General features: G+C 66.7%; 20 protein-coding genes and 1 pseudogene. 1 reads left to right on the forward strand and 20 read right to left on the reverse strand.

The window, feature by feature from the left end; all coding sequences use genetic code 11:
• Nucleotides 1-21: 21 nt before the first annotated feature.
• A complete protein-coding gene (locus tag AC1ZV1_RS14775; RefSeq protein ID WP_484297412.1) occupies nucleotides 22-984 on the reverse strand; it encodes a GlxA family transcriptional regulator in 963 nt (320 codons plus the stop codon).
• 260 nt (nucleotides 985-1,244) lie between these two features.
• Between AC1ZV1_RS14775 and AC1ZV1_RS14780 the strand changes: the two genes are divergently transcribed.
• Nucleotides 1,245-1,487, forward strand: a complete 243-nt coding sequence (locus AC1ZV1_RS14780) for a DUF2790 domain-containing protein (protein WP_484297413.1) — start codon at nucleotides 1,245-1,247, stop codon at nucleotides 1,485-1,487.
• A 1-nt stretch (nucleotide 1,488) separates the two neighbouring features.
• Here the strand turns inward: AC1ZV1_RS14780 and AC1ZV1_RS14785 are convergent, their stop codons facing one another.
• From AC1ZV1_RS14785 to paaG, 19 genes and pseudogenes are all read right to left on the reverse strand, one after another.
• Entirely contained in the window at nucleotides 1,489-2,244 is a 756-nt protein-coding gene (locus AC1ZV1_RS14785; protein WP_484297567.1) for a methyl-accepting chemotaxis protein, read from the reverse strand.
• A gap of 150 nt (nucleotides 2,245-2,394) precedes the next feature.
• Nucleotides 2,395-3,612: pseudogene (locus AC1ZV1_RS14790) on the reverse strand (PDC sensor domain-containing protein); the annotation flags it as partial.
• 21 nt (nucleotides 3,613-3,633) lie between these two features.
• Complete coding sequence (locus tag AC1ZV1_RS14795; protein ID WP_484297414.1) at nucleotides 3,634-4,959, reverse strand: alginate export family protein; 1,326 nt, start codon at nucleotides 4,957-4,959, stop codon at nucleotides 3,634-3,636.
• A 287-nt stretch (nucleotides 4,960-5,246) separates the two neighbouring features.
• Complete coding sequence (locus tag AC1ZV1_RS14800) at nucleotides 5,247-6,194, reverse strand: helix-turn-helix domain-containing protein (protein WP_484297415.1); 948 nt, start codon at nucleotides 6,192-6,194, stop codon at nucleotides 5,247-5,249.
• 92 nt (nucleotides 6,195-6,286) lie between these two features.
• Nucleotides 6,287-7,321 (reverse strand): phosphotransferase enzyme family protein, encoded by a 1,035-nt coding sequence (locus AC1ZV1_RS14805; protein WP_484297416.1) that lies wholly within the window; start codon nucleotides 7,319-7,321, stop codon nucleotides 6,287-6,289.
• Between the two features lie 9 nt (nucleotides 7,322-7,330).
• Entirely contained in the window at nucleotides 7,331-8,605 is a 1,275-nt protein-coding gene (locus AC1ZV1_RS14810; protein ID WP_484297417.1) for an aspartate aminotransferase family protein, read from the reverse strand.
• Nucleotides 8,598-9,938 carry an amino acid permease gene (locus AC1ZV1_RS14815; RefSeq protein ID WP_484297418.1) on the reverse strand — a complete coding sequence of 447 codons (1,341 nt, stop codon included), beginning with the start codon at nucleotides 9,936-9,938 and terminating at the stop codon, nucleotides 8,598-8,600. The genes AC1ZV1_RS14810 and AC1ZV1_RS14815 overlap by 8 nt, the downstream gene beginning before the upstream one ends.
• Nucleotides 9,939-10,827: 889 nt before the next feature.
• Nucleotides 10,828-12,879 carry a phenylacetic acid degradation bifunctional protein PaaZ gene (gene paaZ / locus AC1ZV1_RS14820; RefSeq protein ID WP_484297419.1) on the reverse strand — a complete coding sequence of 684 codons (2,052 nt, stop codon included), beginning with the start codon at nucleotides 12,877-12,879 and terminating at the stop codon, nucleotides 10,828-10,830.
• A 251-nt stretch (nucleotides 12,880-13,130) separates the two neighbouring features.
• Nucleotides 13,131-14,207: a 1,2-phenylacetyl-CoA epoxidase subunit PaaE gene (gene paaE, locus AC1ZV1_RS14825; protein ID WP_484297420.1), complete on the reverse strand. Its 1,077-nt coding sequence runs from the start codon at nucleotides 14,205-14,207 to the stop codon at nucleotides 13,131-13,133.
• A 140-nt stretch (nucleotides 14,208-14,347) separates the two neighbouring features.
• Nucleotides 14,348-14,881 carry a 1,2-phenylacetyl-CoA epoxidase subunit PaaD gene (gene paaD, locus AC1ZV1_RS14830; RefSeq protein ID WP_484297421.1) on the reverse strand — a complete coding sequence of 178 codons (534 nt, stop codon included), beginning with the start codon at nucleotides 14,879-14,881 and terminating at the stop codon, nucleotides 14,348-14,350.
• Nucleotides 14,868-15,629, reverse strand: a complete 762-nt coding sequence (gene paaC / locus AC1ZV1_RS14835; protein ID WP_484297422.1) for a 1,2-phenylacetyl-CoA epoxidase subunit PaaC — start codon at nucleotides 15,627-15,629, stop codon at nucleotides 14,868-14,870. The genes paaD and paaC overlap by 14 nt, the downstream gene beginning before the upstream one ends.
• Before the next feature lie 10 nt (nucleotides 15,630-15,639).
• Entirely contained in the window at nucleotides 15,640-15,921 is a 282-nt protein-coding gene (gene paaB / locus AC1ZV1_RS14840) for a 1,2-phenylacetyl-CoA epoxidase subunit PaaB (RefSeq protein ID WP_017520939.1), read from the reverse strand.
• 20 nt (nucleotides 15,922-15,941) lie between these two features.
• Complete coding sequence (paaA, locus tag AC1ZV1_RS14845) at nucleotides 15,942-16,934, reverse strand: 1,2-phenylacetyl-CoA epoxidase subunit PaaA (RefSeq protein ID WP_484297423.1); 993 nt, start codon at nucleotides 16,932-16,934, stop codon at nucleotides 15,942-15,944.
• A gap of 375 nt (nucleotides 16,935-17,309) precedes the next feature.
• On the reverse strand, nucleotides 17,310-17,663 hold the full coding sequence (locus AC1ZV1_RS14850) for a DUF1428 domain-containing protein (protein ID WP_484297424.1): 354 nt from the start codon (nucleotides 17,661-17,663) through the stop codon (nucleotides 17,310-17,312).
• Between the two features lie 216 nt (nucleotides 17,664-17,879).
• Nucleotides 17,880-19,199: a phenylacetate--CoA ligase PaaK gene (gene paaK / locus AC1ZV1_RS14855; protein WP_484297425.1), complete on the reverse strand. Its 1,320-nt coding sequence runs from the start codon at nucleotides 19,197-19,199 to the stop codon at nucleotides 17,880-17,882.
• A gap of 174 nt (nucleotides 19,200-19,373) precedes the next feature.
• Nucleotides 19,374-20,579: a 3-oxoadipyl-CoA thiolase gene (gene pcaF / locus AC1ZV1_RS14860; RefSeq protein ID WP_484297568.1), complete on the reverse strand. Its 1,206-nt coding sequence runs from the start codon at nucleotides 20,577-20,579 to the stop codon at nucleotides 19,374-19,376.
• 5 nt (nucleotides 20,580-20,584) lie between these two features.
• A complete protein-coding gene (gene paaI / locus AC1ZV1_RS14865; RefSeq protein ID WP_484297426.1) occupies nucleotides 20,585-21,025 on the reverse strand; it encodes a hydroxyphenylacetyl-CoA thioesterase PaaI in 441 nt (146 codons plus the stop codon).
• Nucleotides 21,018-22,535 (reverse strand): 3-hydroxyacyl-CoA dehydrogenase PaaH, encoded by a 1,518-nt coding sequence (gene paaH, locus AC1ZV1_RS14870; protein WP_484297427.1) that lies wholly within the window; start codon nucleotides 22,533-22,535, stop codon nucleotides 21,018-21,020. Before paaH ends, paaI begins: the two co-directional genes overlap by 8 nt.
• Before the next feature lie 3 nt (nucleotides 22,536-22,538).
• On the reverse strand, nucleotides 22,539-23,330 hold the full coding sequence (gene paaG / locus AC1ZV1_RS14875) for a 2-(1,2-epoxy-1,2-dihydrophenyl)acetyl-CoA isomerase PaaG (protein WP_484297428.1): 792 nt from the start codon (nucleotides 23,328-23,330) through the stop codon (nucleotides 22,539-22,541).
• Nucleotides 23,331-23,361: the final 31 nt, after the last annotated feature.

Below are 23,361 nucleotides of genomic sequence, written 5' to 3' on the forward strand. Positions count from 1 at the left end.
CTCGCTCCTACGAAAAACTGGTCAACCCTTGCGGCGGAACTGCTCGCGATACTGCGTCGGCGTCACCCCCAGGCGCTGTGCGAACACCAGGCGCATGCGCGCCGCGCTGCCGAAGCCGCAGCGCCAGGCGATCGTCTTCAGGGCCTGGTCGCTGCCCTCCAGCAGGCCGCGCGCCGCGTCGATACGCGCACGCTGGACGAACTCCGCCGGCGTCACGCCCGCTTCGCGCACGAAGGTGCGGGCGAAGCTGCGCGGGCTCATCGCCACCTCGGCGGCCAGTTGCGGCACGCCCAGCGGCTGGTCGAGGTGTTCCCGCACGTAGCGCTGGATGCGCGCCACGGGCGAACCTTCGTCGGCCGGTGCCTGCAGGAAGGGGCTGAACTGCGATTGTCCGCCCTGACGCTGCGCCACCACCAGCAGCCGTTTTGCCACTGACAGCGCCACCGCCGCGCCGTGGTCGTCGGCGACCAGCGCCAGTGCCAGGTCGATCCCGGCAGTCACGCCTGCCGACGTCACCAAGGCGCCGTCACGCACATGGATCCGGTCCGGCTCCACCCGCGCCTGCGGGAACAGTTCGGCCAGACGGCGCGCATCGCTCCAGTGGGTGGTCACCTGCTTGCCGTCCAGCAGCCCGGCATGGCCGAGCAGGAAAGCGCCGGTGCAGATCGAGCCGTAGCGTGGCGCCCGTGCGCACGCCGCACGCAACCAGTCGAGCAGGTCGGACGACGGCGATGCTTCCGGCAGGGCCGGCCCGCCCGGCACCAGCAGGATGTCGGCCGCGCCGTCGCCGTGTTCCAGATTGAAGTCGGCGACGAGCAGTTGGCCGTTGGAGGCGCGCACAGGGTAGGGCGCCGCCGCGAGCGTCACCACCTGATAACCGTGGCCGGCAGGCACGAAGGCATTGGCTTCGGCGAACACGTCCAGCGGCCCGGAAACATCCAGCGCCTGCACGCCGGGGAACAGCAGCATGGCCACGCGTTTCATGGCGTCTCCCGATCCGATCGATGGCGTTCATTCTTGCGGGAGATACCCCTGGCTGCAAACGCATCGAGGGTGCGAATACTGCCAATCAGCTGGCAGTGGAGGTCACAATCGCCCGCTCAGTGGGTCGTGGAGACACTATTGTTGCGCCATCTGCAGAAATGCATTGTCGAAGTCGATCTGTGTCGCAAGGGCGTGGTCAGCTAGATTTATGGCAGTGGGCCACGATCGACGCGACCCGCGTGATCCCTGAGGTTCCTGCCATGAAATCCACCCTTTGCGCACTCTTCGCCATTCCCGCCTTGCTGCTGTCCTTCACCGCCGTCGCCGACGATGCAGCCGTTTATCACTACGGCATGCCGCTGGATGTGGCCAAGGTGCTGAGCATCTCCCAACCCAACGAGCGCTGTGAAGTCAGCCAGGCGACCATGGTCTACCTGGATTCCCAGGGCCAGCAGCACACCCTCAAGTACCTGCGCCAGACCCCGCGCTGCAGCGATATCTGAGTCAGGCGCGGAACTGCTCCACCAATCCCTGCTGCCGGCTGGCCAGGTCGTTCAGTGAGCGACTGGCGCTGGCGGCTTGCTGGGCCTGATCGGAAATGGTCTGGGTGACATCGCGGATGCCGGCGATGTTGCGGTTGATCTCCTCGGCAACGCTGCTCTGTTCCTCCGCTGCGCTGGCGATCTGCAGGTTCATCTCGCTGATCAGGTTCACCGCCTCGCCGATCCGGCGCAGTGCGTCGATGGCCTGGCGCGCCTGATCGACGTTGCCCTGGGCCTGGGTGAAGCTTCCCTGCATCGCGCTGGTGACTGACTGGCCGCGTGCCTGCAGGTTCTCGATCACCTCGCGAATTTCCTCCACCGACTCCTGGGTACGCCGGGCCAGCCCGCGCACTTCGTCCGCGACCACGGCGAAACCGCGCCCGGCATCACCCGCGCGCGCCGCTTCGATGGCGGCGTTGAGGGCTAGCAGATTAGTCTGCGCGGCGATGCCGCAGATGACCTCGAGGATCGAGCCGATCTGCTCGTTGCTGGTCGCCAGTTGCTGCAACTCCGCCATCGCCTGGTTCATTCCGGCAGCCAGCAGGTCGATGCCGCTGTTGGTAGCGTCGAGTGTGCGGAAGCCATCATCACAGGCCTGTTCCGCCGTGCGCGCGGCCTCGGCGGCGCGAGCGGCGCTGCGGGCCGAATCCTGCGCAGTAACGGACATCTCCTGGAGCGCCGTGGCGACCATGTCTATCTCGCGGAATTGCTGCTGCATGCCGTCGCTGGTTTGCCGGGCGATCTGCGCCGAACGATCGGCGGTGGAGTGCGCTTCGCGCGTCGCCGACTGCACGGCGGCGATGCTCGGCTGCAGCTTGTCGAGGAAGCGGTTGAAGGCGGTGGCGAGGCGGCCCAGTTCGTCGCGGCGCGGGTAGTCGAGGCGACGGGTGAGGTCACCTTCGCCGTCGGCGATATCTTCCAGCATACGCGCCAGGCGCAGGATCGGCCGGCTGATGCCGAGCGCGGTGAGTGCGACCAGCAGCATGCCGAGCAGGCCGGCGGCGATGCCGATGCCGGTCTCCAGTGCAGTGCTTTTCCAGCGCAGGTCGTCCAGCGTGCCCTTGAGGTGCTCCGCCGGGGCGAGCATCACCGAGCGCGGCACGCTGAGCAGGATGCCCCAGGGCGCGGCGTCGGGTACTGGAGCGAGGCTGTGCAGCACGCTGATGGATTCACCGTCGTCATTGGACTGTGAGCGTCCGGCAGCGATCTCGGCGAGCACGGACGTGTCGTCGAACGTCTGCCCCAGCTTCGAGGCATCGCCGCTGTCGCTGGCGACCAGGCCGTTGGGGCTGAGGATGCGGATGCGGCCCTGGCCGTCGAACAGGCTGCGGCTGCCTTCCGTGCTGCTGTGCTGTAGCGCTGCCAGGTCGATGTCGAAGCCCACGGCGGCGATGGCCTTGCCGTTCTCCAGCAGCGGCAGGGTCACGCTGGTGACCAGCCGGCGCTGGCCCGAGGCGTCGTCGAAATACGGGTCGAGCACGCAGGGGCGGGCGTGCCCGATTGAACAGGTGAAAAAGGCGTTGTAGGGCTGGCCGCTGGGGCCTGGCGTGGTGTCGCCGAGGACCTGCTCGGTACCGATCACCCGCTGGGTTTCCTTGCCGTTCTGCAGCAGGTAGAGGGCGAAGCGGCCGGTTTCGTTGCTGCCCAGGTCTTCGCGGGCGCCGAACTGGCTGTCAGCGCCATCCAGGGTGCCCGGCTGGAACACCAGGAACAGGCCTAGCAGTTCCGGGTGCGCGCCGAGAGTGTCGGCCATCGAATGATTGAGCGCGGTGCGCAGCGCGGCGGGGTCGAGGACGCCCTGGCGTTGTTGCGTACGCAGGGTTTCTACGGTGCGCAGCAGGCCTTCGCCGAGCAGCAGGTTGTTCTGCAGGCGTTCGCGGATCAGCAGGGCCTGGACCTGGCCCTGGGTCTCCAGGTTGTGTCGCGCGGCAACGGCGAACAGTTCGCCGCTGTCGTGCGCGATGATGCGGCTGTCCTGCCGCGCCTGGTACAGCGAGAGGCCGATCAGGACACTGGCGACGAGGATCAGGCAGAGGCCCGCCAGCCAGGTGATGCGACCCTGGATGGAGGTCAGGAGGCTGGGCATGGCGGGCGTCTTCCCTGGGCGTTAGAACGTGGTGGAGAACATCAGCTGGCTGTAGAGGTTGCTGTTGTCGTTGCCGATCTGGGTGCCGCCTTCGGCCGCGCTCTTCTTCGGCTGGTACAGGCCCACCAGCGGGATGATCATCAGGTGCTCGTTGACCGCCCACTCGGCGTAGAGGTCCAGTTCGTTGGCGTCGGTGTTGCCCAGGTCGGTGTCCAGGGTGTGGAAGCCGAACCACTGCAGGCCGACGCTGACGTTCTCCAGCGGACTGACCTTGGCGCCGATGTTGTGCACGCGGGTGTTGCTGTTGAACGGACCGGAGTAGTTGCCTGCCACCTCGCCCTGGAACCAGGTGCCGAAGCCGCGGCTGAAACCGTAGAACAGCGGATCGTAGCCTTCGGAGAAGCGGCTGAAGCGGTAGCTGACGTAGGGCTTCCAGGTGACGTCGGAGAAGGTCCAGCCGGCTTCCAGGTACCAGGCGTTTTCATTGTCGGTATGGCGCTTGTCCTGCCAGGCGTACTCGCCGGAGAGGAACAGGTTTTCCACGCCGGCGTTGCCGGTGCCGCGAAGGCTGTAGGTCTTCATGTCCTTGCGGTCGAGCTGGGCTGGCGACGCGTATTGCTCGTCGATGTCGTTCACGTCGATGTAGGTCAGGCCGAAGGTGGCTTCCTGGGCGACGTGTTCGAGGGTGGCGACATACAGCTCGGACTTGGCTTGGGCGCGGTTGTCCGACTTCAGGCGCATCAGGTCGCCACGCCAGCCTTCCTTGCCGCCGACGCGCAGCACGGCGGTCTCGTCGAAGTCGCGGCGACCGGCGAGGTAGTAAGCGCCGCCACGGTTGTACTCACCGTCGGCCAGGCCCTTGCCCATGTTCAGGGCATCGCCGTCGATCAGGAAGCCGTCGCCGACCACGATGTTCTGGCGACCGAAGGACAGGTCGATGCCGTCCTCGCCCAATACCGGAAACAGGCTGCCCGAGCGCCAGCCGGCGTAGGCGTCCTCGATCTTGGTGGTGCGCTCGGAACCGTCGCTGAAGCCAGCGGCGTCACCATCGCCCCAGGTGGCGGAGCTGAGCAGGTTGAACGCGCCATAGGCAGTGCCCGCATCGCCCAGCTTCTGGTCGCCGCTCAGGCCGTACTTGATGAAGCCTTCCTGCCAGGACGACGAACCCTTGTCCAGGGTGCCGGTCATGTTGTAGCGCTCCTGGCTGTGGAACAGCCCGAAGGTCGCCGAGAGGTCGGCGTTCAGGTGCGTGTCGTCGGTCGCGTACAGCTGGTAGGCGCTGGCGGAACTGGCCCCGGCGATGAGCAGGGCGAGCAGGGTGGGGCGCAGCACGGCGGCGTGGGTCATGGTGAAGGCATCCGTTTCGTTATTGTCGATTGAGGGGATGTGACTTCTGCCGATGCTAAGTAAGGGCTGGCCCTGTGCCGTTGCTCCTGTCTGCCAAGTGATTGGGTGTGGTTGCCAGATCGGTGGGAGGAGGCTGTCGAGATCCTTGCGGGCTGAAGAACCCTCTCCCAGCCCTCTCCCTGAAGGTAGAGGGAGCCGAATGTGCCGGCTGATGATCTGGTTTAATCCTGCGCCGATCAGTCCCCTCTCCCTTCAGGGAGAGGGTGTGCGAGCGTCTTCCAGCAGCCTCAACGCGCCCTTGAAATCACCGACGGCCGCTCTGCATACAGCCGCTTGTAGAGGGTCGAGAAATGACTGGAGCTGGCAAAGCCCAGGTCCAGTGCCAAATGGGTGATGCTCTGCTGCGGCTCCTGTTTGAGCCGGCGGCGTGCCTCGGCCAGGCGCAGGCTGAGGAAGAATTGCTGCGGCGTGCTCTGGCAGATCTGCCGGAAGCAGTACTGCAGGGTGCGTTGGCTGGTGTTCAGGCTCTGGCTCAGCTCCAGCAGCGACAGCGGCTCGGAGAGGTCCGCCTGCATGCGCTCGATGGCCGCCAGCACCAGCCGGCGATGCTGTTGCAGCGAGCGTGGCGTGCCGTCACGGTCATGGCCCGGGAGGATTTCCTCCAGCGCCTGCAGTACATGGCTGAGCACCAGCGCCACGGCATGCCCGGCCTGTTGCGGGTCGTCCACCCGCCAGGGCTCCTCCTCGAAGGCGGAGATGGCCGTGCAGAGGCTGCGTCGGAGTTCGCCCGCACCGGTCGGCGACAGCTGCAGGCGTCGCTGTTCCAGCGCGCGCTCGAACAGCTCACGCTCCTCGGCGCCGAGCAGGCGCTCCAGCTGTGGCTGGCTGAAGGTCAAGCCGAGCATGTGGATTTCCCCGGCGGCGCAGATTTCCAGTTCGCGACCGCCCTCGAGCACCAGCAGGGTGTCGTCGTGCAGGGCCTGGCCGTTGAAGCGCGAGTCGGCACTGGCGCGCAGGGGAATGCCGATCACCAGATGGCCGGCAGGGGGCGCCATGTTCTCGTGCAGGTGCAGGTTGGAGTGTTCGTAGATCAGCGAGGCGCCGGGCAACTGCACATGCAGCAGCTCCGCCTGCAGGCGGCCGTGGCCGAGCTGGGTGTAGTCCTGGCTCCAGCCGGCGAGGGCACAGGCCAGTTCATCGGAGTCGGTTGCCTGATGGCGGGCGATGCCGGTCATTGCGGGTCACCTCGGTTGTGCGCCGAGTATCGGTCAGTGCTGGCGGGCAGGCTTGTGCCTGCGCGCCAGGGTGTTGCGGCGCTCTGCCAGTTTCAGCGGCCGGCGAGGTAGGCGGCGGCCAGTGTACAGGCGCGCTCGATCAGCATGGGCGCCAGTTCCCGCGCGGTTTCGCTGTTGCGCCGGGTGTGCACCCAGCCCAGGTAGGTGGTGCCGCGCAGGGCAAGGAACAGCGGCAGCGCGGCACGGTCGGCGGCGGACAATGGCTTGACCGAGTCGTAGCCGGCCAGCAACGCCGCCTGGATCTGCGCCAGGCGCGGGTCGTCCAGGCAGAAGTACAGCGCGGTGGCCAGCTCGAACATGTGCCAGCCGAAGCCGGCATCGTCGAAGTCGATCAGTTGCAGTTCGCCGCCTTCGAGCAGCAGGTTCTCTGGCACCAGGTCGGCGTGGATCATCCCGAAGTTGTCCAGGCTGCGGCCGTAGCGGCGCAGGTCCAGGCGGGCCTCCTGGCGCGCGCGCTGGAGCAGCTCGTGCTGCTCGGCGCTGAGCAGGTCCAGCTCCCAGAAGCGCCCCCAGAACGGGTTGGTGCCCACCAGGCCTTCTTCGTCCCAGGCGTGCCGGGTGAACTCGTTGGGCTGGCGCCATTGCGCTGAATTGAGGTGGATGCGCGCAGCCACCGCGCCGGCCTGCTGGAACAGCGCCTCGATGTCGCCATCGGCGCTCAGGCCCTGCTCGGCGGAGCCCAGGGTGCTTCCGGACAGCCAGCCGAGCATGTCGACGAAGCGTGATTCTTCCAGGGTGGCGCTGCGCACCTCGGCCAGGTGTTCGCCGCTGCGGGTGCGGATGATGCTCGGCACGCCGATGCCGCCGGCCGCCAGTTGCTCCATCCAGGTCAGCTCCGAGCGCAGCGCCGCTTCGCTGTGGTAGCCGCCGCGGTGCACGCGCAAGGCGCTGCGCGTGCCGTCGCTGCGGGTGGCGCAGAACACTGCGTTCTCGCGGTACTTGAGCAGCTCCAGGCCGACGAAATCGCCGTCCCAGTGGTGCAGGGCGTCCAGCGCCAGGTCGCGCAGGCAGGCGATCTGCTGGTCGTGATCAAGCTCTGCGAAACAAGCCTTGGAAAAGTCGTTCATGGTGGCTCCTCAGAGTTCGCTCAGGACCTGGTCCAGGGTGTCGATGAAGTGCTCGCCGTGCTCGGCCTCGAACACCAGCGGCGGGCGGATCTTGAGGATGTTGTCGTCGCCGCCGATCTTGCTGATCAGCACGCCGCGCTGGCGCAGGGTGTTGACGATGCGCCGCGCCTCGAGGCCGGCCGGCTCGCGGCTGGCGCGGTCGCGCACCAGCTCCACGGCGAAGAACAGGCCCTGGCCACGCACGTCGCCGATGATCGAGTGGCGTTCGGCGAGGCGCTGCAACGCGGTGCTCAGTGTGGCGCCCTGGCGCCGGGCGTTGCCTTGCAGGTCCTGCTCGGCGATCACGTCCAGCACCGCCTGGCCGACGGCCGCGGCCACCGGCGAGCCGCCGAAGGTGTTGAAGTACATGTTGCTGCGCCCAAAGGTCTCCACCCGCTCACGGTTGGTCACCACGCCTGCGAGGGGGAAGCCGTTGCCCATCGGCTTGCCGAGGGTGACGATGTCCGGCACCAGCGGGTGCGACTGGTGGCCCCACATGTGATCGCCGGTACGGGCGAAGCCAGACTGCACCTCATCGGTGATCAGCAGTCCGCCGGCCTCGCGCACCAGCTTCGCTACGCGTTCCAGGTATCCGGCCGGCAGGCGCGGAATGCCCTCGTTGGCGAACAGGGTATCGATCAGCATGGCTGCCAGGCCGACACCGGCTTCCTGTAGCTCGGCGATGGCTTCGGCGACCTTGGCCACGTAGCGGTCGGCCACCTGCTCGGGCGTGCCGTCGGCGTGGTAGAGGCAGGGGATCGGCACGGCACGCGCGTGGGTCGAGAACGGCTCCGAGCTGGGCAGCGCGGTGGTCACTGCCGCCAGGCTGGTGGTGTTGCCGTGGTAGTTGTAGTCGCTGACGATCACGCCCGTGTTGCCGGTGGCGAAACGCGCCATGCGCAAGGCCAGTTCGTTGGCCTCGCTGCCGGTGCAGGTGAACATCAGGCTGTCGAGGGGTTCGGCGAAGGTCGCGGTGAGGTTCTCGGCGTAGCGCACCACGCGCTCATTGAGGTAGCGGGTATGGATGTTCAGCGTTGCGGCCTGCTCGGCCATGGCCGCCACCACCTTCGGATGGCAGTGGCCGACGCAGGGCACGTTGTTGTAGCAGTCCAGATAGCGCTTGCCGGCGGCATCGATCAGCCAGACGCCTTCGCCTTTCACCAGTTCCAGGGGCTCGTCGTAGAACAGCGGCGAGGCATCGCCCATGACCTGGTGGCGGCGTTGCAGCAGGGTTGCTTCAGACATTCTCGGCATTCTCCAGGGGCTTGCTGGCGCGGAATGCGGCGCGCAGCAGGTAGTTGAGGACCAGCGCGGCGACCACCAGGGCCAGGGCGCTGAGCATCGCCACTTCCAGCTGGAAGCAGGCAGCGATCACCACCAGCGTGAGCAGCATGCCGACGCAGGCGACAGCAGGGCCGCCACGCAAGCGGAACGGGCGAGCGAGGCCCGGTTGGCTGCGGTGCAGGCGCAGGTAGGCAGCGAACAGCACCAGGTGGCAACTGCCCAGCAGCAGGACGATGCACAGCAGGAGTTTTTCCGGCGGCACCAGGGTCAGCGGCAGGCCGATCACGGTCAGCACCAGCAGGGCGACGTAGGGCGCGCCACGGCGGTTGGTGCGGGCGAGCGCGGCGGGGAAGAAACCGTCACGGGCCAGGGCGAACAGTTGGCGGGAAGCGGAGAACACCACCGAGAAGAAGGTCGCCAGCAGGCCGCACACGGCGCCGGAGCCGACCAGCAGCGGCAGCCAGTCGCGCTCGCCGTAGAGCCCGCCATGGGTCATGGCGGCGTATAGCGGGTCGCCGGCGTTGCCAACCACCTCCACACCGGCTGCGCCGGGTGCGCTGATCACCACGGTCAGCGCGGTCAGCAGCAGGGTGCCGACGGCGGCGATGATCCCGCGGGGCATGCTGCGGCCCGGTTCGGCGGCTTCCTCGGCGGCGGAGGCGACCTGCTCCACGCAGATGAACATCCAGATGGCGAAGGGCACGCAGGCGAAGACGCCGGCGAGGCTCACACCCGGCAGCGCGTTGCCGGCGCCGGTCAGCGTGCTGGCGGTTGTCGCCAGCAGGTTTTCCCAGTGCACGTGGGGCAGCATGGCGCCGCCGAAGGCCAGCAGCGCGATGGCGGCCACGGCGCCGGCCAGCAGGGTCAGCCCGAGGGCCTCGCCGACGCCGATGATGTGGATGCCGATGATTACCGCGAACAGGCCGATGCGCACCGGCCAGCCGCCGAAGCCGAACACCGACTCCATGTAGGCGGCGAGGAAGTTGGCGGCCGCGCCGGTGCCGATGGTCAGTGCCAGCGCACAGGCGGCGCCGACCAGGTAGCCGACGAAGGGCCCGAAGGCCAGTTGCGCATAGGCGAACACGCCGCCGGCGTGGGGCCGGGCGGTGGACAGTTCGCACACGCACAGTGCCAGGCCGCCGCAGAGCACGGCCATCAGCAGGGTGGCGACGAGCATGTTGGCCCAGCCGCTGCTGGCCAGACCGTAGTTCCAGCCGGAGAACTGGCCGGCGATGACCAGTGAAATGCCGAGCCCGGCGATCTGGGGCCAGCGGAGTACGCCTTGTTTGAGCATGGTGGTTGTCCCTTGCCTGTCAGTGGTCGAAGTGGTGAACGGCAGTCAGCCGCGAGCGCCGGGGCGCAGCGGGCAAGGGAGGTGTTCGGGGGATGCCGAGGATGGGGTGCGTGGAGTCATGGAGCGGCCCTTCTTGTTGTTTTATGGGGGAGTGCACGCGCCCGGCGTCAAGTACGGCGGGCAGGTAGAAGGTACGAAGGGCGCGGGGTGGGCCGATATCAGAAATGCGCAAAGACGCAGGCAGGGGACAACCCTGTAGGAGCGCGCCCTGCCCGCGATTCGCCGGCAGGGCCGGCGCCGTCCTCTGCTCCGATGTTGGTCCTGTATTGCTGTGTTGGCTTTGGTGTTCCTGCGTCGCTTCGGTGCGCGCATGGAGTCTGTGTTTCGCCCCCTCGGGCGACCTTCTTTGGCAAACGCCCCAAAGAAGGCAAAGGTCTTGCCCCGGACATCCGGTTTTTCGCTTAGGCGAAAAATCCCCTCGTTGAAGCGAAGTTTCAGGGGCACGCGTCGAAGGGCCATCCCTGGCCCATCGACGCTCTCGCGACATCCATGTCGCTCAACCCCTGAAACTCCACTTCAACGAGGCCTCCTGAACGGGGCAGTCGGCGCGTGCGGATATTTCGCTGGAAGACTCCGTGAGCCAGAGCCAGAGCCAGAGCCAGAGCCAGAGCCAGAGCTGTGCGATGTGGTGTAGGAACGGACCTTGTCCGCGAAATCTCTCGCGACGGAATGAGCTCTAACCCGGAACGACGGAAGTATGGCGCTCATTGGACGGAGCACCCTTTGGGCGTAATCGAGGGCATGGCCTGCCCCAGCCGCGGCCGCAGGCATAAAAAAACCGGCCCGAAGGCCGGTCGAAGATGACACCGGAGTCGCTCAAGTCAGCGCATCAAGCGCGCTTGAGCACCAGGGTCAGGATGTCGTAGCTGGCCACCAGCTCGCCGAGCTGGTTGGTGACTTCCACGTCCCAGGCCACCACGCCTTGCGGTTCGCCCTTGGGGCTCTTCTTGCCCTGGTCGATCTTGCGCTTGCAGGTCAGGCGCGCCTGGATGGTGTCGCCGATGCCCACCGGGTTGATGAAGCGCAGGGTGTCCAGGCCGTAGTTGGCCAGCACCGGGCCGACGCCTGGGGAGACGAACAGGCCGGCCGCCGCGGAGAGCACGAAGTAGCCGTGGGCGATGCGCTTGCCGAACTGCGAGTCCTTCGCCGCCAGTTCGTCGAAGTGCATGTAGAAGTGATCGCCCGACAGGCAACCGAAGTTGACCAGGTCGGCTTCGGTAACGGTGCGGCGGTGGGTCAGCAGCGATTCGCCGATCTTCAGGTCGTCGAAGTAGCGGCGGAACGGGTGCACTTCGGTCTCGTAGACCTTGGCACCGCGCACGTATTCGCCGGTGACGGCCATCAGCATGGTCGGCGAGCCCTGGACCGCGGTGCGTTGCAGGTAGTGCTTCACCGCGCGCAGGCCACCCAGTTCTTCACCGCCACCGGCGCGACCCGGGCCGCCGTGCTTGAGCATCGGCAGGGGCGAACCGTGGCCGGTGGATTCGGCGGCGGATTCCCGGTCGAGGATGTGCAGGCGGCCGTGCAGCGCGCCCATGGCCGGCACGACCTTGGCGGCCACCTGCGGATCGCGAGTGATCAGGCTGGCGACCAGGCTGCCCTTGCCGCGGGCGGCGAGGGCGATGGCTTCGTCGATGTCGTCGTAGGCCATCAGGGTGCTCACCGGGCCGAAGGCCTCGATGTCGTGCGCGCCGCCCTCGGCGTGCGGATCGCGGCTGCGCAGCAGGGTCGGGGCGAAGAACGCGCCTTCGGCCACGCCGTCGCCGCGCGGGGCGAATCCGTCCTTCGCGCCGAAGACCAGCTCGCTGGAATTCAGCAGGGCTTGGACGCGCTCGGCAACGTCAGCCTGCTGGGCGTGGGAGGCCAGGGCGCCCATCTTCACGCCTTCCACCGACGGATCACCGACCACGACCTTGGCCAGGCGCTCGCGCAGGCGTTCAGCCACGGCGTCGATGTGCTTGGCCGGAACGATGGCGCGGCGGATCGCGGTGCACTTCTGGCCGGCCTTGGCGGTCATCTCGCGCGCCACTTCCTTGACGAAAAGGTCGAACTCCTCGTCGTCCGGGGTAACGTCCGGGGCGAGGATGGCGCAGTTCAGCGAATCGGCCTCGGCGTTGAACGGCACCGAATTGCGGATCAGGTTCGGGTTTACGCGCAGCTTGGCGGCGGTGTCGGCGGACCCGGTGAAGGTCACCACGTCCTGGCCTTGCAGGCGGTCCAGCAGGTCGCCGGTGCCGCCGATGATCAGCTGCAGGCTGCCGACCGGCAGCAGTCCGGACTCGTGCATCACGCGCACCGCGGCTTCGGTGATGTAGCTGGTGGCGGTGGCGGGTTTGACGATGCACGGCATGCCGGCGAGGAAGCTCGGTGCGAACTTCTCCAGCATCCCCCAGATGGGGAAGTTGAAGGCGTTGATGTGCACGGCGATACCGCCGCGCGGCACCAGGATGTGGCTGCCGGCGAACGTGCCGGCCTTGCCCAGCGGGATGGCCGGGCCTTCGTGGACGACGTTGCCCGACGGCAGCTCGCGGCCGCCGACGCCGGCGTAGGCGAACAGCGTGCCGGCGCCGCCTTCGATGTCGATCCAGCTGTCGGCGCGGGTGGCGCCGCTGTGGCGGGAAATCTCGTAGAGCTGCTCCTTGCGCTCGGTGAGGTACAGCGCCAGGGCCTTCAGGCGCTGGGCGCGCTGCTGGAAGTCCATGGACATCAATTCCTTCAGGCCCTGCTCGCGGGCATGGGCGACGGCTTCGGCGAAGTCCAGTGCCTCTTCGTGGGTGCGTGCCACGGTCTGGCCGTTGAGCGCGCTACGCAGCGCCTGGGCGCCGTGCTGGCCGACCCAGCGGCCGCCGATGAAACTTTGTAGGATTGGCTCTTGGGCCATGGTTGTCTTCCTCCGGATCGCTACGCAAGGGTGCCGGCTGCTGCCGGTGACCGCCGCGCCGGGTGGGCGATGGCGGTGCATTCTTCATATGAAGAGCAAGGTGGCGGGACGAGCCGCCAGATGAAGTTCGCCAGGGTCCTTGTGAGTCGCTGGCGGTTGAACATTCGGAGCACGGCGCTCCCTGTAGGAGCGGGCCATGCCCGCGATCGCGCCCATGGGGCGCTCCTACAGGTTGAGTCCGCAGCTACGGCTCAGAGCTGGTCGAAATCGAGCACTACGCTGTCGCTGATCGGATACGCCTGGCAACTCAGCACATAGCCGGCCGCCACTTCGTAGTCCTCCAGGGCAAAGTTGCTGTCCATTTCCACTTCGCCGGAGACCACCTTGCACTTGCAGGTCGAGCACACGCCGGCCTTGCAGGAGTAGGGCAGTTCGGCGCCGTGCTCGTTGCCGGCGTCGAGCACGCTGACGCTGTTGCGGGCCAGCTCGAAGGACAGCTCGCGGCCATCGCTGATCACGGTGATCTGGCTCTTCGCACTATCGACGGCGCCGGCGGCCTGGCGGGCCTCGCGCTTGCTCTCGCTGCCGGCGGCGGCGAACAGCTCGAAGTGGATGCGCTCGGCCGGCATGCCGTTGCCCTTGAGCTGGTCGCGCACGGTCTCGGTCATCGCCTGCGGGCCGCAGATGAAGGCGGCGTCCAGGCTCTTCACGTCCAGCCAGCGGCTGAACAGCTGGCCGCACTTGTCGGCGTCGATGCGGCCGTTGTAGAGGTCCACGTCCTGCTGTTCGCGGCTGAACACGAAGATCAGGTTGAGGCGCTGCAGGTAGCGGTTCTTCAGGTCTTCGAGTTGCTCGCGGAACATCGCGGCGTTGCTGGAACGGTTGCCGTAGAGCAGGGTGACACGGCTGTCCGGCTCGGTTTCCAGGGTGGTCTTGACGATCGACAGGATCGGCGTGATGCCGCTGCCGGCGGCGACCGCCAGGTAGTTGCCGCGGCGCGCCGGGTCGAGCTGGACATTGAAGTGGCCGGCCGGCGGCATCACGTCGAGGCTGGCGCCGACTTTCAGCGTCTCGTTGGCGTAGGCGGAGAAACGCCCGCCGGGCACGCGCTTGATCGCCACACGCAGTTCGCCGTCATTGACGCCGCTGCAGATGGAATAGGAGCGGCGCACTTCTTCGCCGTCGAGCTGGGTACGCATGACCAGGTGCTGGCCGTGCTGAAAGCGGAAGCTGTCGGCCAGGTCCGCCGGCACGTCGAAGGCGATGGACACGGCGTCGCGGGTTTCCGCGCGCACTTCCTTGATTTGTAGGCTGTGGAACTTGCTCATTGTTCTTCTCCGGCGAGAAACTGCTGCGCTTGCCCATGCTGCGTTGAAATCCCCTGCGGGATGCTCATTGACTGCAGTCAACTCCGCTCCCTCAGGCGCTTTCGCCTTGCCTGGCCTGCGCTCGCGACGTTTCTCCGCTTCTAAATGCACTTGAAGTAATCGAAGGGTTCGCGGCAATCGACGCAGCGGTACAGCGCCTTGCAGGCAGTCGAGCCGAATTCGCTGAGCAGCTCGGTGTGCGCGCTGCCGCACTGCGGGCAGCAGACTTCCGGGCTTTCGCCGAGCAGGCTGCGTTTGCTGGTGCTGCCGGCCGGCGGGGCGATGCCATAGACGCGCAGGGCTTCGCGGCCGCTGTCGCTGATCCAGTCGGTGGTCCAGGCCGGGGTCAGCCGGCGCTCCAGTTGTGGCGCGGCGAAGCCGGCGTGCTCCAGGGCGTGCTGGATGTCCTGCTCGATAACCTCGGTGGCCGGGCAGCCGGAGTAGGTCGGGGTGACCACCACGTGGAGGTGCCCGTCCTGCCAGTCGAGCCCGCGCACGATACCCAGCTCGACGACGCTGACCACCGGCACTTCCGGGTCCATCACCGCGCCGAGCACGTGCCAGGCGCGGCTGAGGTCGTCAGCCGTGCCGGCGCGCGCGCCGCGGTCGCTGGTTATCAACTCACCAGGTCGCATCGGGGTAGGCCCGCTGGAGGAACTGCATCTCGGCCAGGAGGATGCCCAGGTGCTCGGTGTGCACGCCGCGGCGGCCACTGAGGTAGAAGTTCACCGCAGGCTCGGGCAGCGGCAGGGTCGCGGCAGCGAAGATGTCGGCAACCTTGGCTTTCCACGCGGCAGCGAGTTCTTCCGGGTTCGGCGCGACGCCCTCGGCGAACAGGCGCTGCTCGATCTCGTCGGCATTGCAGAGTTCGACGGTAAAGCGCCACACCTGCGGGATCGCCGCGAGCATGCGCGCATGGCTTTGTTCGGTGCCGTCACCCAGGCGCTGCATCCACTCGCCGGAGCGGCGCAGGTGGTAGGTGACTTCCTTGAGGCCCTTGGCAGCGATGGCAGCGATGCGCTCGTCGCTGGAGGCGCTCAGGGCGTGCAGCACGTGGAAGTGCCAGGCGTCATAGAGGAACTGCTTGGTGATGGTCACGGCGAAGTCGCCGTTGGGCTGTTCCACCAGCAGCAGGTTGCGGAACGCCCGCTCGTCGCGGCGGAAGGCCAGGGCGTCGGCATCGCGGCCGTCGTCCAGCAGTTCCACGGCGTATTCGTACCAGTTGCGCGCCTGGCCGACGAGGTCGAGGCCGACGTTCATCAGCGCCAGTTCTTCTTCCAGTGCCGGGGCGTGGCCGCACCATTCGCACAGGCGCTGGCCCTGGATCAGGGCGCTGTCGGCGAGGCGCAGCAGGTATTCGATCTTGTCGGAATTCGGATTCATCGCACGCGTCTCACATGTGGCCGACTTCGGGCGGCAGCTCGTAGAAGCTGGCGTGGCGGTAGACCTTGTCCTGCGACGGGTCGAACAGCGGGTCCTTCTCGTCGGGGGAGGAGGCGGTGATCAGCGCGGAGGGCACGACCCACAGGCTCACGCCTTCGTTGCGGCGGGTGTACAGCTCGCGGGCGTTCTCGATGGCCATGGCGGCGTCGGCGGCATGGACGCTGCCGACATGCTTGTGGTTCAGGCCGTGTTTGCTACGGACGAATACTTCGAACAAAGTCCACTCGGACATGACTTTTCTCTCCTCGCGGCTCAGGCGGCGTCTTTTTTCTGTTGTTGTTTGCGGGCATAGGCGACCGCGGCTTCGCGGACCCAGGCGCCGTCTTCGATGGCCTTGCGGCGGGTGGCGACGCGCTCGGTGTTGCACGGGCCGTTGCCCTTGAGCACTTCGTAGAACTCTTCCCACTGGATGTCGCCGAAGTCGTAGTGGCCGCGTTCCTCGTTCCACTTCAGGTGCGGGTCCGGCGCGGTGCAGCCGAGCAGCTCCAGTTGCGGCACGGTCTGGTCGACGAAGCGCTGGCGCAGCTCGTCGTTGCTCTGGCGCTTGATCTTCCAGGCCATGGACTGGGCGCTGTTGGGGGAGTCGGCGTCGCTCGGGCCGAACATCATCAGGGCCGGCCACCAGAGGCGGTTGATGGCGTCCTGGACCATGTCCTTCTGCGCCGCATTGCCGTGGCGCATCATGGTCAGGAGGATTTCGTAACCCTGGCGCTGGTGGAAGCTCTCTTCCTTGCAGATGCGGATCATCGCGCGGGAGTAGGGGCCGTAGGAGGTGCGCTGGAGCACCACCTGGTTGACGATGGCGGCGCCGTCGACCAGCCAGCCCACTGCGCCCATGTCGGCCCAGTTCAGCGTCGGGTAGTTGAAGATGCTCGAGTACTTGGCCTTGCCCGAATGCAACTTGGCGATCTCGGCGTCACGGTCGGCGCCCAGGGTTTCCATGGCGCTGTAGAGGTAGAGGCCGTGGCCGGCTTCGTCCTGGATCTTCGCCATCAGCTGCAGCTTGCGCTTGAGGGTCGGCGCGCGGGTTACCCAGTTGCCCTCGGGCAGCATGCCGACGATCTCGGAGTGGGCGTGCTGGGAAATCTGCCGGATCAGCGTCTGGCGGTAGGCGTCGGGCATCCAGTTCTTCGCCTCGATCTTGATCTCGGCATCGATCTTTTCCTGGAAGGCGCGTTCTTCCGGCGACATCTCGTCCAGCGCCTTGATGCGCTTCACGCCGGTCTCAACCAGTTGTGCGTACATGCTGTGTCTCCAGCCTTTTGTCGTGTTCGTGGGACGGCCGTGGCCATGGCTGTATTTTTAAATGATACAGAAATGAATGTCTAACAATAAATGATGTGTCGTAATTGGATTGGGTATCGCTTTAGCGTTTTCCAGCGCTGTGTCGGGCGCGAGGCAGGGCGTTTTTCATCGAGAAAAATCGATAAAAATCGCTGAATGTGCGGGTATATGATGAAATTTCGATGCGTACTGGTTTGCACGATGGGTGTAGTGCTCGTGCGTTCGAATCCCGATGAAGTGATACGAAAATGTATTTTTATGAATGAATCGAATGCGAAATTTTGGAGGGTCTAGGAGCGAGCAAGCTCGCTCCTACAAAGGGCTGTGCGGCAGGCGTCAGGCCTGGACGATGGTCTCGAAGCCGCCAAAGATCATGCGCTGGCCGTCGAAGGGCATGTCGCTGAATTCGGTCTTCATCCGCGGGTCCTCCATGAACTGCTTCATGCCCGCATCCCGCGCCTCCTTGCTGGGCCAGGTGATCCAGGAGAACACCACGGTTTCGTCCTCCTTGAGCTTCACCGCCATCGGGAAGGAGGTCACCTTGCCCTCGGGCACGTCGTTGCCCCAGCACTCCACGACGCCGAGCGCGCCGTATTCCCTGAACATCGCCGCGGCCTTGCGCGCCACCTCGATGTAGCGCTCGCGCTTGGCGGTGGGTACCGGTACGAGGAAGCCATCGACATAGTTCATCGTTCATCTCCTGCGGGGTGTGCAGGCGGCCGGATGTCGCCTGCTTTTGAGGAGTAGTCGAAGGGCGGGGTGGAGGATCGACAGGGAAGGTCGGTCGGGCGACGGGCGGTCTTTGCGGCGCGAAGGGCTGGGGTGAGAGGCATAGGCGCGAGCCAGTGCGCTCCTGCGAAAAACAAAAAGCCCCGCCGAAGCGGAGCTTTTCAATTACGCAGAGACTCAGCCCTTGGGCCGGTTGTCGTACACGTGGCAGGCCTTGCCTTCCGAGCGTTTGAGGCTGTGCGATGGCTGCACCAGCACGCGGGCGCTGACGCCGATGTGGGTCTTGACCTGCTTGCCCAGCTCGCTGCCGATGGCTTTCTGCTCGTCAGCGGAGAGGCCCTGCAGATCGTGGCGCAACTCGACGTGGATATCGATGCAGTCGAGGTTGCCATTGCGGTGCAGGTGGATTTCGTAGCACTCGGCGAGCTGCTTGATCTTCAACACTTGCTCCTCGACCTGGGTCGGGAAGACGTTGACGCCACGGATGATCAGCATGTCATCGCTGCGACCAGTGATCTTGTCGATGCGCCGCATCGGCCGCGCGGTGCCCGGCAGCAGGCGGGTCAGGTCGCGGGTGCGGTAGCGAATCATCGGCAGCGCTTCCTTGGACAGCGAGGTGAACACCAGCTCGCCGTATTCGCCGTCGGGCAGCACGGCGCCGGTCGCCGGGTCGATGATCTCGGGGTAGAAGTGGTCTTCCCAGACGGTCGGACCGTCCTGGGTCTCGGCGCATTCCATGGCCACGCCCGGGCCCATGATTTCCGAGAGGCCGTAGATGTCCAGGGCGGTGATGCCCATGCGTTCCTCGACCGCGCGGCGCAGCTCGGCGGTCCAGGGTTCGGCGCCGAAGATGCCCAGGCGCAGCTTGAGGCTGTGCGGATCGACCCCCTGGCGCTCGATCTCGTCGGCGATGTTTAGCATGTAGGACGGGGTGACCATGATGATGTCCGGCTGGAAGTCGCGGATCAGCTGGACCTGCTTCTCGGTCTGGCCGCCGGACATCGGGATTACCGTGCAGCCCAGGCGCTCGGCGCCGTAGTGCGCGCCCAGCCCGCCGGTGAACAGGCCGTAGCCGTACGACACATGCACCTTGTCACCCTTGCGGCCGCCGGCGGCGCGGATGGAGCGGGCGACCACGTTGGCCCAGGTGTCGATGTCGTTCTGCGTGTAGCCGACCACCGTGGGCTTGCCGGTGGTGCCGCTGGAGGCGTGCAGGCGCACGATCTCGTTCTGCGGCACGGCGAACATGCCGTAGGGGTAGTTGTCGCGCAGGTCGTTCTTGCCGGTGAAGGGGAACCTGGCGAGGTCGTCGAGGGAGGTCAGGTCGTCCGGGTGCACGCCGGCTTCGGCGAAGCGCTTCTGGTACAGCGGGACGTTGTCGTGGGCATGCTTGAGGCTCCAGCGCAGGCGCTCCAGCTGGTGCTGGCGCAGCTCGTCGACACTGGCGGTTTCCATCGGGTCAAGCAGGGCACGTTCGGCATCATGGTACATGTTCATGGGTTCACTCGATTTGTTCTTGTACGCCAGCCCTGGTGAGGGCTGCGAGTGTCATGGGAGCAGCATAGCGCCCCCGTTCGCGGAAGGATTCGAACCCCTGCCAGAGACGTTGCTCTGCGTGACAGTCGTTGCACGGAAGCGACTGGCGGTGCGGGGTTCGATCCCGCCGATGGATCAGATTCGTTCGATGATCAGGGCGATGCCCTGGCCCACGCCGATACACATGGTGCACAGCGCGTAGCGGCCCGAGCGTTCCTCCAGTTCATGCAGGGCAGTGGTGACCAGGCGCGCGCCGCTCATGCCCAGCGGATGGCCGAGGGCGATGGCGCCGCCGTTGGGATTCACGCGGGCGTCATCGTCCGCCAGGCCCAGCTCGCGCAGGACCGCCAGGCCCTGGGCAGCGAAGGCTTCGTTCAGCTCGATCACGTCCATGTCGTTCAGCGACAGGCCGGCCAGCTCCAGCACCTTGCGGGTTGCCGGCACCGGACCGATGCCCATGATCCGTGGCTCGACGCCGGCGGTGGCCATGGCCACCACGCGCGCGCGGGCCTTCAGGCCGTGACGCGCGGCGGCGGCCGGGGTCGCCAGCAGCAGGGCGCAGGCGCCGTCGTTGACGCCCGAGGCGTTGCCGGCGGTGACGCTGCCGCCTTCGCGGAACGGCGTGCCGAGCTTGGCCAGTTGCTCCAGGGTGGTATCGCCGCGCGGGTGCTCATCCTGCTCGACGACTTTGGCCGGACCTTTGCGCTGGGGGATTTCCACCGGGACGATTTCCTTCGCCAGGCGGCCGTTGGCTTGCGCGGCAGCGGCCTTGTGCTGGCTACGCAGAGCAAAGGCGTCCTGGTCGGCGCGGCTGACGTTGAACTGCTCGGCGACGTTTTCCGCCGTCTCGGGCATGGAGTCGATGCCGAACTGCTGCTTCATCATCTTGTTGACGAAACGCCAGCCGATGGTGGTGTCGAAGATTTCCGCGCTGCGGCCGAAGGCCTGTTCCGACTTGCCCATGACGAACGGCGCGCGAGACATGGATTCCACGCCGCCGGCCAGCATCAGCCCGGCTTCATTGCAGCGCAGGGCGCGTGCGGCGCTGCCGATGGCGTCCAGGCCCGAGCCGCACAGGCGGTTGAGCGTGGTGCCCGGCACGGTGACCGGCAGGCCAGCCAGCAGCGAGGCCATGTGGGCGACGTTGCGGTTGTCTTCGCCGGCCTGGTTGGCGCAGCCGAAGATCACGTCGTCGATGGCGCTCCAGTCCAGCTCCGGGTGGCGTTGCATCAGGGCTTTCATCGGGATCGCCGCGAGGTCGTCGGCGCGCACGCCGGACAGGGCGCCGGCGTAGCGGCCGATGGGCGTGCGCACGGCGTCGATGATCAGGGCGTCGGTCATATCGCTCATTCGGAGGTCTCCTGCGCCAGCACGGTGCCGCGCACTTTGTAGGATTTGCCATGGAACAGGGCGATCAGCTGGCCCTGGGAATTCTCGATGCGCACGTCGTAGTTGCCGGTGCGGCCGCTGCGGCTCTGCTCGGAGGCGCTGGCGATCAGTTCGTCGCCTTCGCGGGCCGGCGCCACGTAATCGATGCTGCAGCCGATGGCGACGGTGGCGTCGTTGTAGCTGTTGCAGGCAAAGGCGAAGGCCGAGTCGGCCAGGGCGAACAGGTAGCCGCCGTGGCAGGTGCCGTGGCCCTGGATCATGTCCTCGCGCACGCGCATCGACAGCCTGGCGCTGCCCGGGCCGGCATCCAGCAACTGGATGCCCATGCGGCGGGTAGCCTGGTCGCGTTCGTACATGGCTTCGGCGCAGTCGCGGGCCAGCTGGGTGGCGTCAGTCATGGAAATGGCGTCCTTCGGCATGCAGGCGACGCAGCAGCAGGGACGGGCGGTAGCGGTCCTCGCCGTAGGCGGCCTGCAGGTTGTCGAGCACGCGCAGCACCTTGCCGATGCCGATCTGTCCGGCCCAGGCCAGCGGCCCCTGCGGGTAATTCACGCCCGCACGCATGGCGAGGTCGATGTCACCCGCGCTGCCCACACCGTGCAGCACCGCATCGGCGCCTTCGTTGGCGAGCATGGCGACGGTGCGCAGCACGGCGAGCCCGGGGGTGTCACTCAGGCGGCTGGCGGCGATTCCGGCCTTGGCGAGCAGGGCGACGACCTGGTCGAGGGCTTCGGGCGTGGTATCGGCCGAGGTGGAAATGCCCAGGCGCGATGCCTTGCCGTAATCCAGCGCAAGGTCGATCAGTACCAGATTGCGCTGGCCGTCTTCCCTGGCGCGCTGACTGGCGAGACGGCCGTCGGACAGGGTGACTGCCGCGTCGCCCACGCGCAGCACGCCGCTGCCGGCACGCTGGGTGATCTCGATACCGGCCTCTTTCAGGCGCTGCACCAGTGGCTGGGCGACGCCCAGATCACCTTCCAGCACGCACGAGGCGACGCCGGCGGTGCTGCTCAGGCTCACCGGCTGCGGGCGCTCGGCACCTTCGGTGTAGTCGTAGAAGCCCTGGCCTCTCTTGCGGCCGAGGCGGCCGGCGTCGACCAGTTCCTTCTGGATCAGTGAGGGCTGGAAGCGGAAGTCACCGTAGTAGGCGGCGAACACCGAGCAGGTGACGGCGTAGTTGACGTCGTGGCCAATCAGGTCGGTCAGCTCGAAGGCGCCCATGCGGAAGCCCCCGGCATCGCGCATCAGTGCATCCAGCGTGGCGCAGTCGGCGGCGCCTTCCTGCAGCAGGCGCAGGCTCTCGGCATAGAAGGGGCGCGCCACGCGGTTGACGATGAAGCCGGGCGTGGATTTGGTGTGAACCGGTTTCTTGCCCCAGGCCAGCGAGGTGGCATACAGGCTGTCGGCCAGCGCCGGATCGGTGGCGAGGCCGGAGACGACTTCCACCAGTGCCATCAGCGGCGCCGGGTTGAAGAAGTGCATGCCGATCACTTGCTGCGGGTGTTTGAGGCCCGCGGCGAGGCTGGTGATGGACAGCGACGAGGTGTTGCTGGCGAGAATGCAGTCCTTGGCGCACAGCGCTTCCAGCTGCTGGAACAGGCCGCGCTTGACCTCCAGGTTCTCGACGATGGCTTCGATCACCAGCTTCGAATCGGCCAGCGCCTCGATGGCTTCCACCGGTTGCAGGCGCGCGACGATGGCGCTGCGGGCGGCGCCGTCGAGCTTGCCTTTCTCGACCAGGCGGCCGACCTGGCGGTCGATGCCGTCAATGGCCTGGGCGGCGGCGCCCGGGCGGTTGTCGTAGAGCTTCACCGGGTGGCCGGCTTGCGCAGCGACCTGGGCGATGCCCGCGCCCATGGCGCCGGCGCCGATCACCGCGACTTTTGCGTCTGTCGAAAGTGCGCTCATGGATCAGCGGCCCTTGAAGCTGGGAGTGCGTTTTTCCATGAAGGCAGACACGCCCTCGCGGTAGTCCTCGCTGCGGCCGGCGAGACGCTGCAGGTCGCGTTCCAGCTCCAGTTGCTCGTCGAAGCTGTTGTTCAGGCTGGCGTTCAGGCTGCGCTTGATCAGCGCCAGGCCGTAGGTCGGCTGGGTGGCCAGGTGGCGAGCGAGCGTGAGGGCTTCCTCGCGCAGGCTGGCGTCATCCACCACCTGGTAGATCAGTCCCCATTGCTCGGCCTGTTCGGCACTCAGGCGATTGCCCAGCAGTGCGAGCGCCTTGGCGCGGGCCATGCCGACCAGGCGCGGCAGCGTCCAGGTGCCACCCGAATCGGGGATCAGGCCGATCTTGCAGAAGGCCTGGATGAAGCTGGCCGAGCGCGCTGCCAGCACCAGGTCGCAAGCCAGCGGGATATTGGCGCCAGCGCCGGCGGCCACGCCGTTGACGGCGCAGATGACCGGCATCGGCAGGTCACGCAGGGTGCGGATCAGCGGGTTGTAGAACTGCTCGATGGACTGGCCGAGGTCCGGTACTTCCGCGCCGGGAGCGACGTTGCGGTCGGACAGGTCCTGGCCGGCGCAGAAGCCACGGCCTTCGCCGGTCAGCAGCAGGACGCGGGCGTCCGGATTCTGCCGGACCTGCTTGAGCGCCTCGCGCACTTCGCCATGCATGGCGGCGTTGAAGCTGTTGAGCTGCTCCGGGCGGTTCAGGCTGAGGAAGGCGACGCCGTCCTCGATGGAAAACAGGATGTGCTCGAAGTTCATGTGCGGACTCGCTCCAGCAATGGGCAGGCTA

This window comes from Pseudomonas sp. BB438, assembly GCF_057180225.1.

Excerpts from the sequence above, each read along its gene's own strand:
- paaE (WP_484297420.1), bottom strand. The coding sequence starts at position 14,207 with ATGAGCAAGTTCCACAGCCTACAAATCAAGGAAGTGCGCGCGGAAACC.
- paaA (WP_484297423.1), bottom strand. The coding sequence starts at position 16,934 with ATGTACGCACAACTGGTTGAGACCGGCGTGAAGCGCATCAAGGCGCTG.
- paaG (WP_484297428.1), bottom strand. The coding sequence starts at position 23,330 with ATGAACTTCGAGCACATCCTGTTTTCCATCGAGGACGGCGTCGCCTTC.
- AC1ZV1_RS14810 (WP_484297417.1), bottom strand. The coding sequence starts at position 8,605 with ATGTCTGAAGCAACCCTGCTGCAACGCCGCCACCAGGTCATGGGCGAT.
- AC1ZV1_RS14850 (WP_484297424.1), bottom strand. The coding sequence starts at position 17,663 with ATGAACTATGTCGATGGCTTCCTCGTACCGGTACCCACCGCCAAGCGC.
- paaI (WP_484297426.1), bottom strand. The coding sequence starts at position 21,025 with ATGACTGACGCCACCCAGCTGGCCCGCGACTGCGCCGAAGCCATGTAC.
- AC1ZV1_RS14795 (WP_484297414.1), bottom strand. The coding sequence starts at position 4,959 with ATGACCCACGCCGCCGTGCTGCGCCCCACCCTGCTCGCCCTGCTCATC.
- pcaF (WP_484297568.1), bottom strand. The coding sequence starts at position 20,579 with ATGACCGACGCCCTGATCATCGACGCCGTGCGCACGCCCATCGGCCGC.
- paaC (WP_484297422.1), bottom strand. The coding sequence starts at position 15,629 with ATGAATCCGAATTCCGACAAGATCGAATACCTGCTGCGCCTCGCCGAC.
- paaK (WP_484297425.1), bottom strand. The coding sequence starts at position 19,199 with ATGAACATGTACCATGATGCCGAACGTGCCCTGCTTGACCCGATGGAA.
- AC1ZV1_RS14805 (WP_484297416.1), bottom strand. The coding sequence starts at position 7,321 with ATGAACGACTTTTCCAAGGCTTGTTTCGCAGAGCTTGATCACGACCAG.
- AC1ZV1_RS14800 (WP_484297415.1), bottom strand. The coding sequence starts at position 6,194 with ATGACCGGCATCGCCCGCCATCAGGCAACCGACTCCGATGAACTGGCC.
- AC1ZV1_RS14775 (WP_484297412.1), bottom strand. The coding sequence starts at position 984 with ATGAAACGCGTGGCCATGCTGCTGTTCCCCGGCGTGCAGGCGCTGGAT.
- AC1ZV1_RS14785 (WP_484297567.1), bottom strand. The coding sequence starts at position 2,244 with ATGCAGCAGCAATTCCGCGAGATAGACATGGTCGCCACGGCGCTCCAG.
- AC1ZV1_RS14780 (WP_484297413.1), top strand. The coding sequence starts at position 1,245 with ATGAAATCCACCCTTTGCGCACTCTTCGCCATTCCCGCCTTGCTGCTG.
- paaD (WP_484297421.1), bottom strand. The coding sequence starts at position 14,881 with ATGCGACCTGGTGAGTTGATAACCAGCGACCGCGGCGCGCGCGCCGGC.
- paaH (WP_484297427.1), bottom strand. The coding sequence starts at position 22,535 with ATGAGCGCACTTTCGACAGACGCAAAAGTCGCGGTGATCGGCGCCGGC.
- paaB (WP_017520939.1), bottom strand. The coding sequence starts at position 15,921 with ATGTCCGAGTGGACTTTGTTCGAAGTATTCGTCCGTAGCAAACACGGC.
- paaZ (WP_484297419.1), bottom strand. The coding sequence starts at position 12,879 with ATGGCCCAAGAGCCAATCCTACAAAGTTTCATCGGCGGCCGCTGGGTC.
- AC1ZV1_RS14815 (WP_484297418.1), bottom strand. The coding sequence starts at position 9,938 with ATGCTCAAACAAGGCGTACTCCGCTGGCCCCAGATCGCCGGGCTCGGC.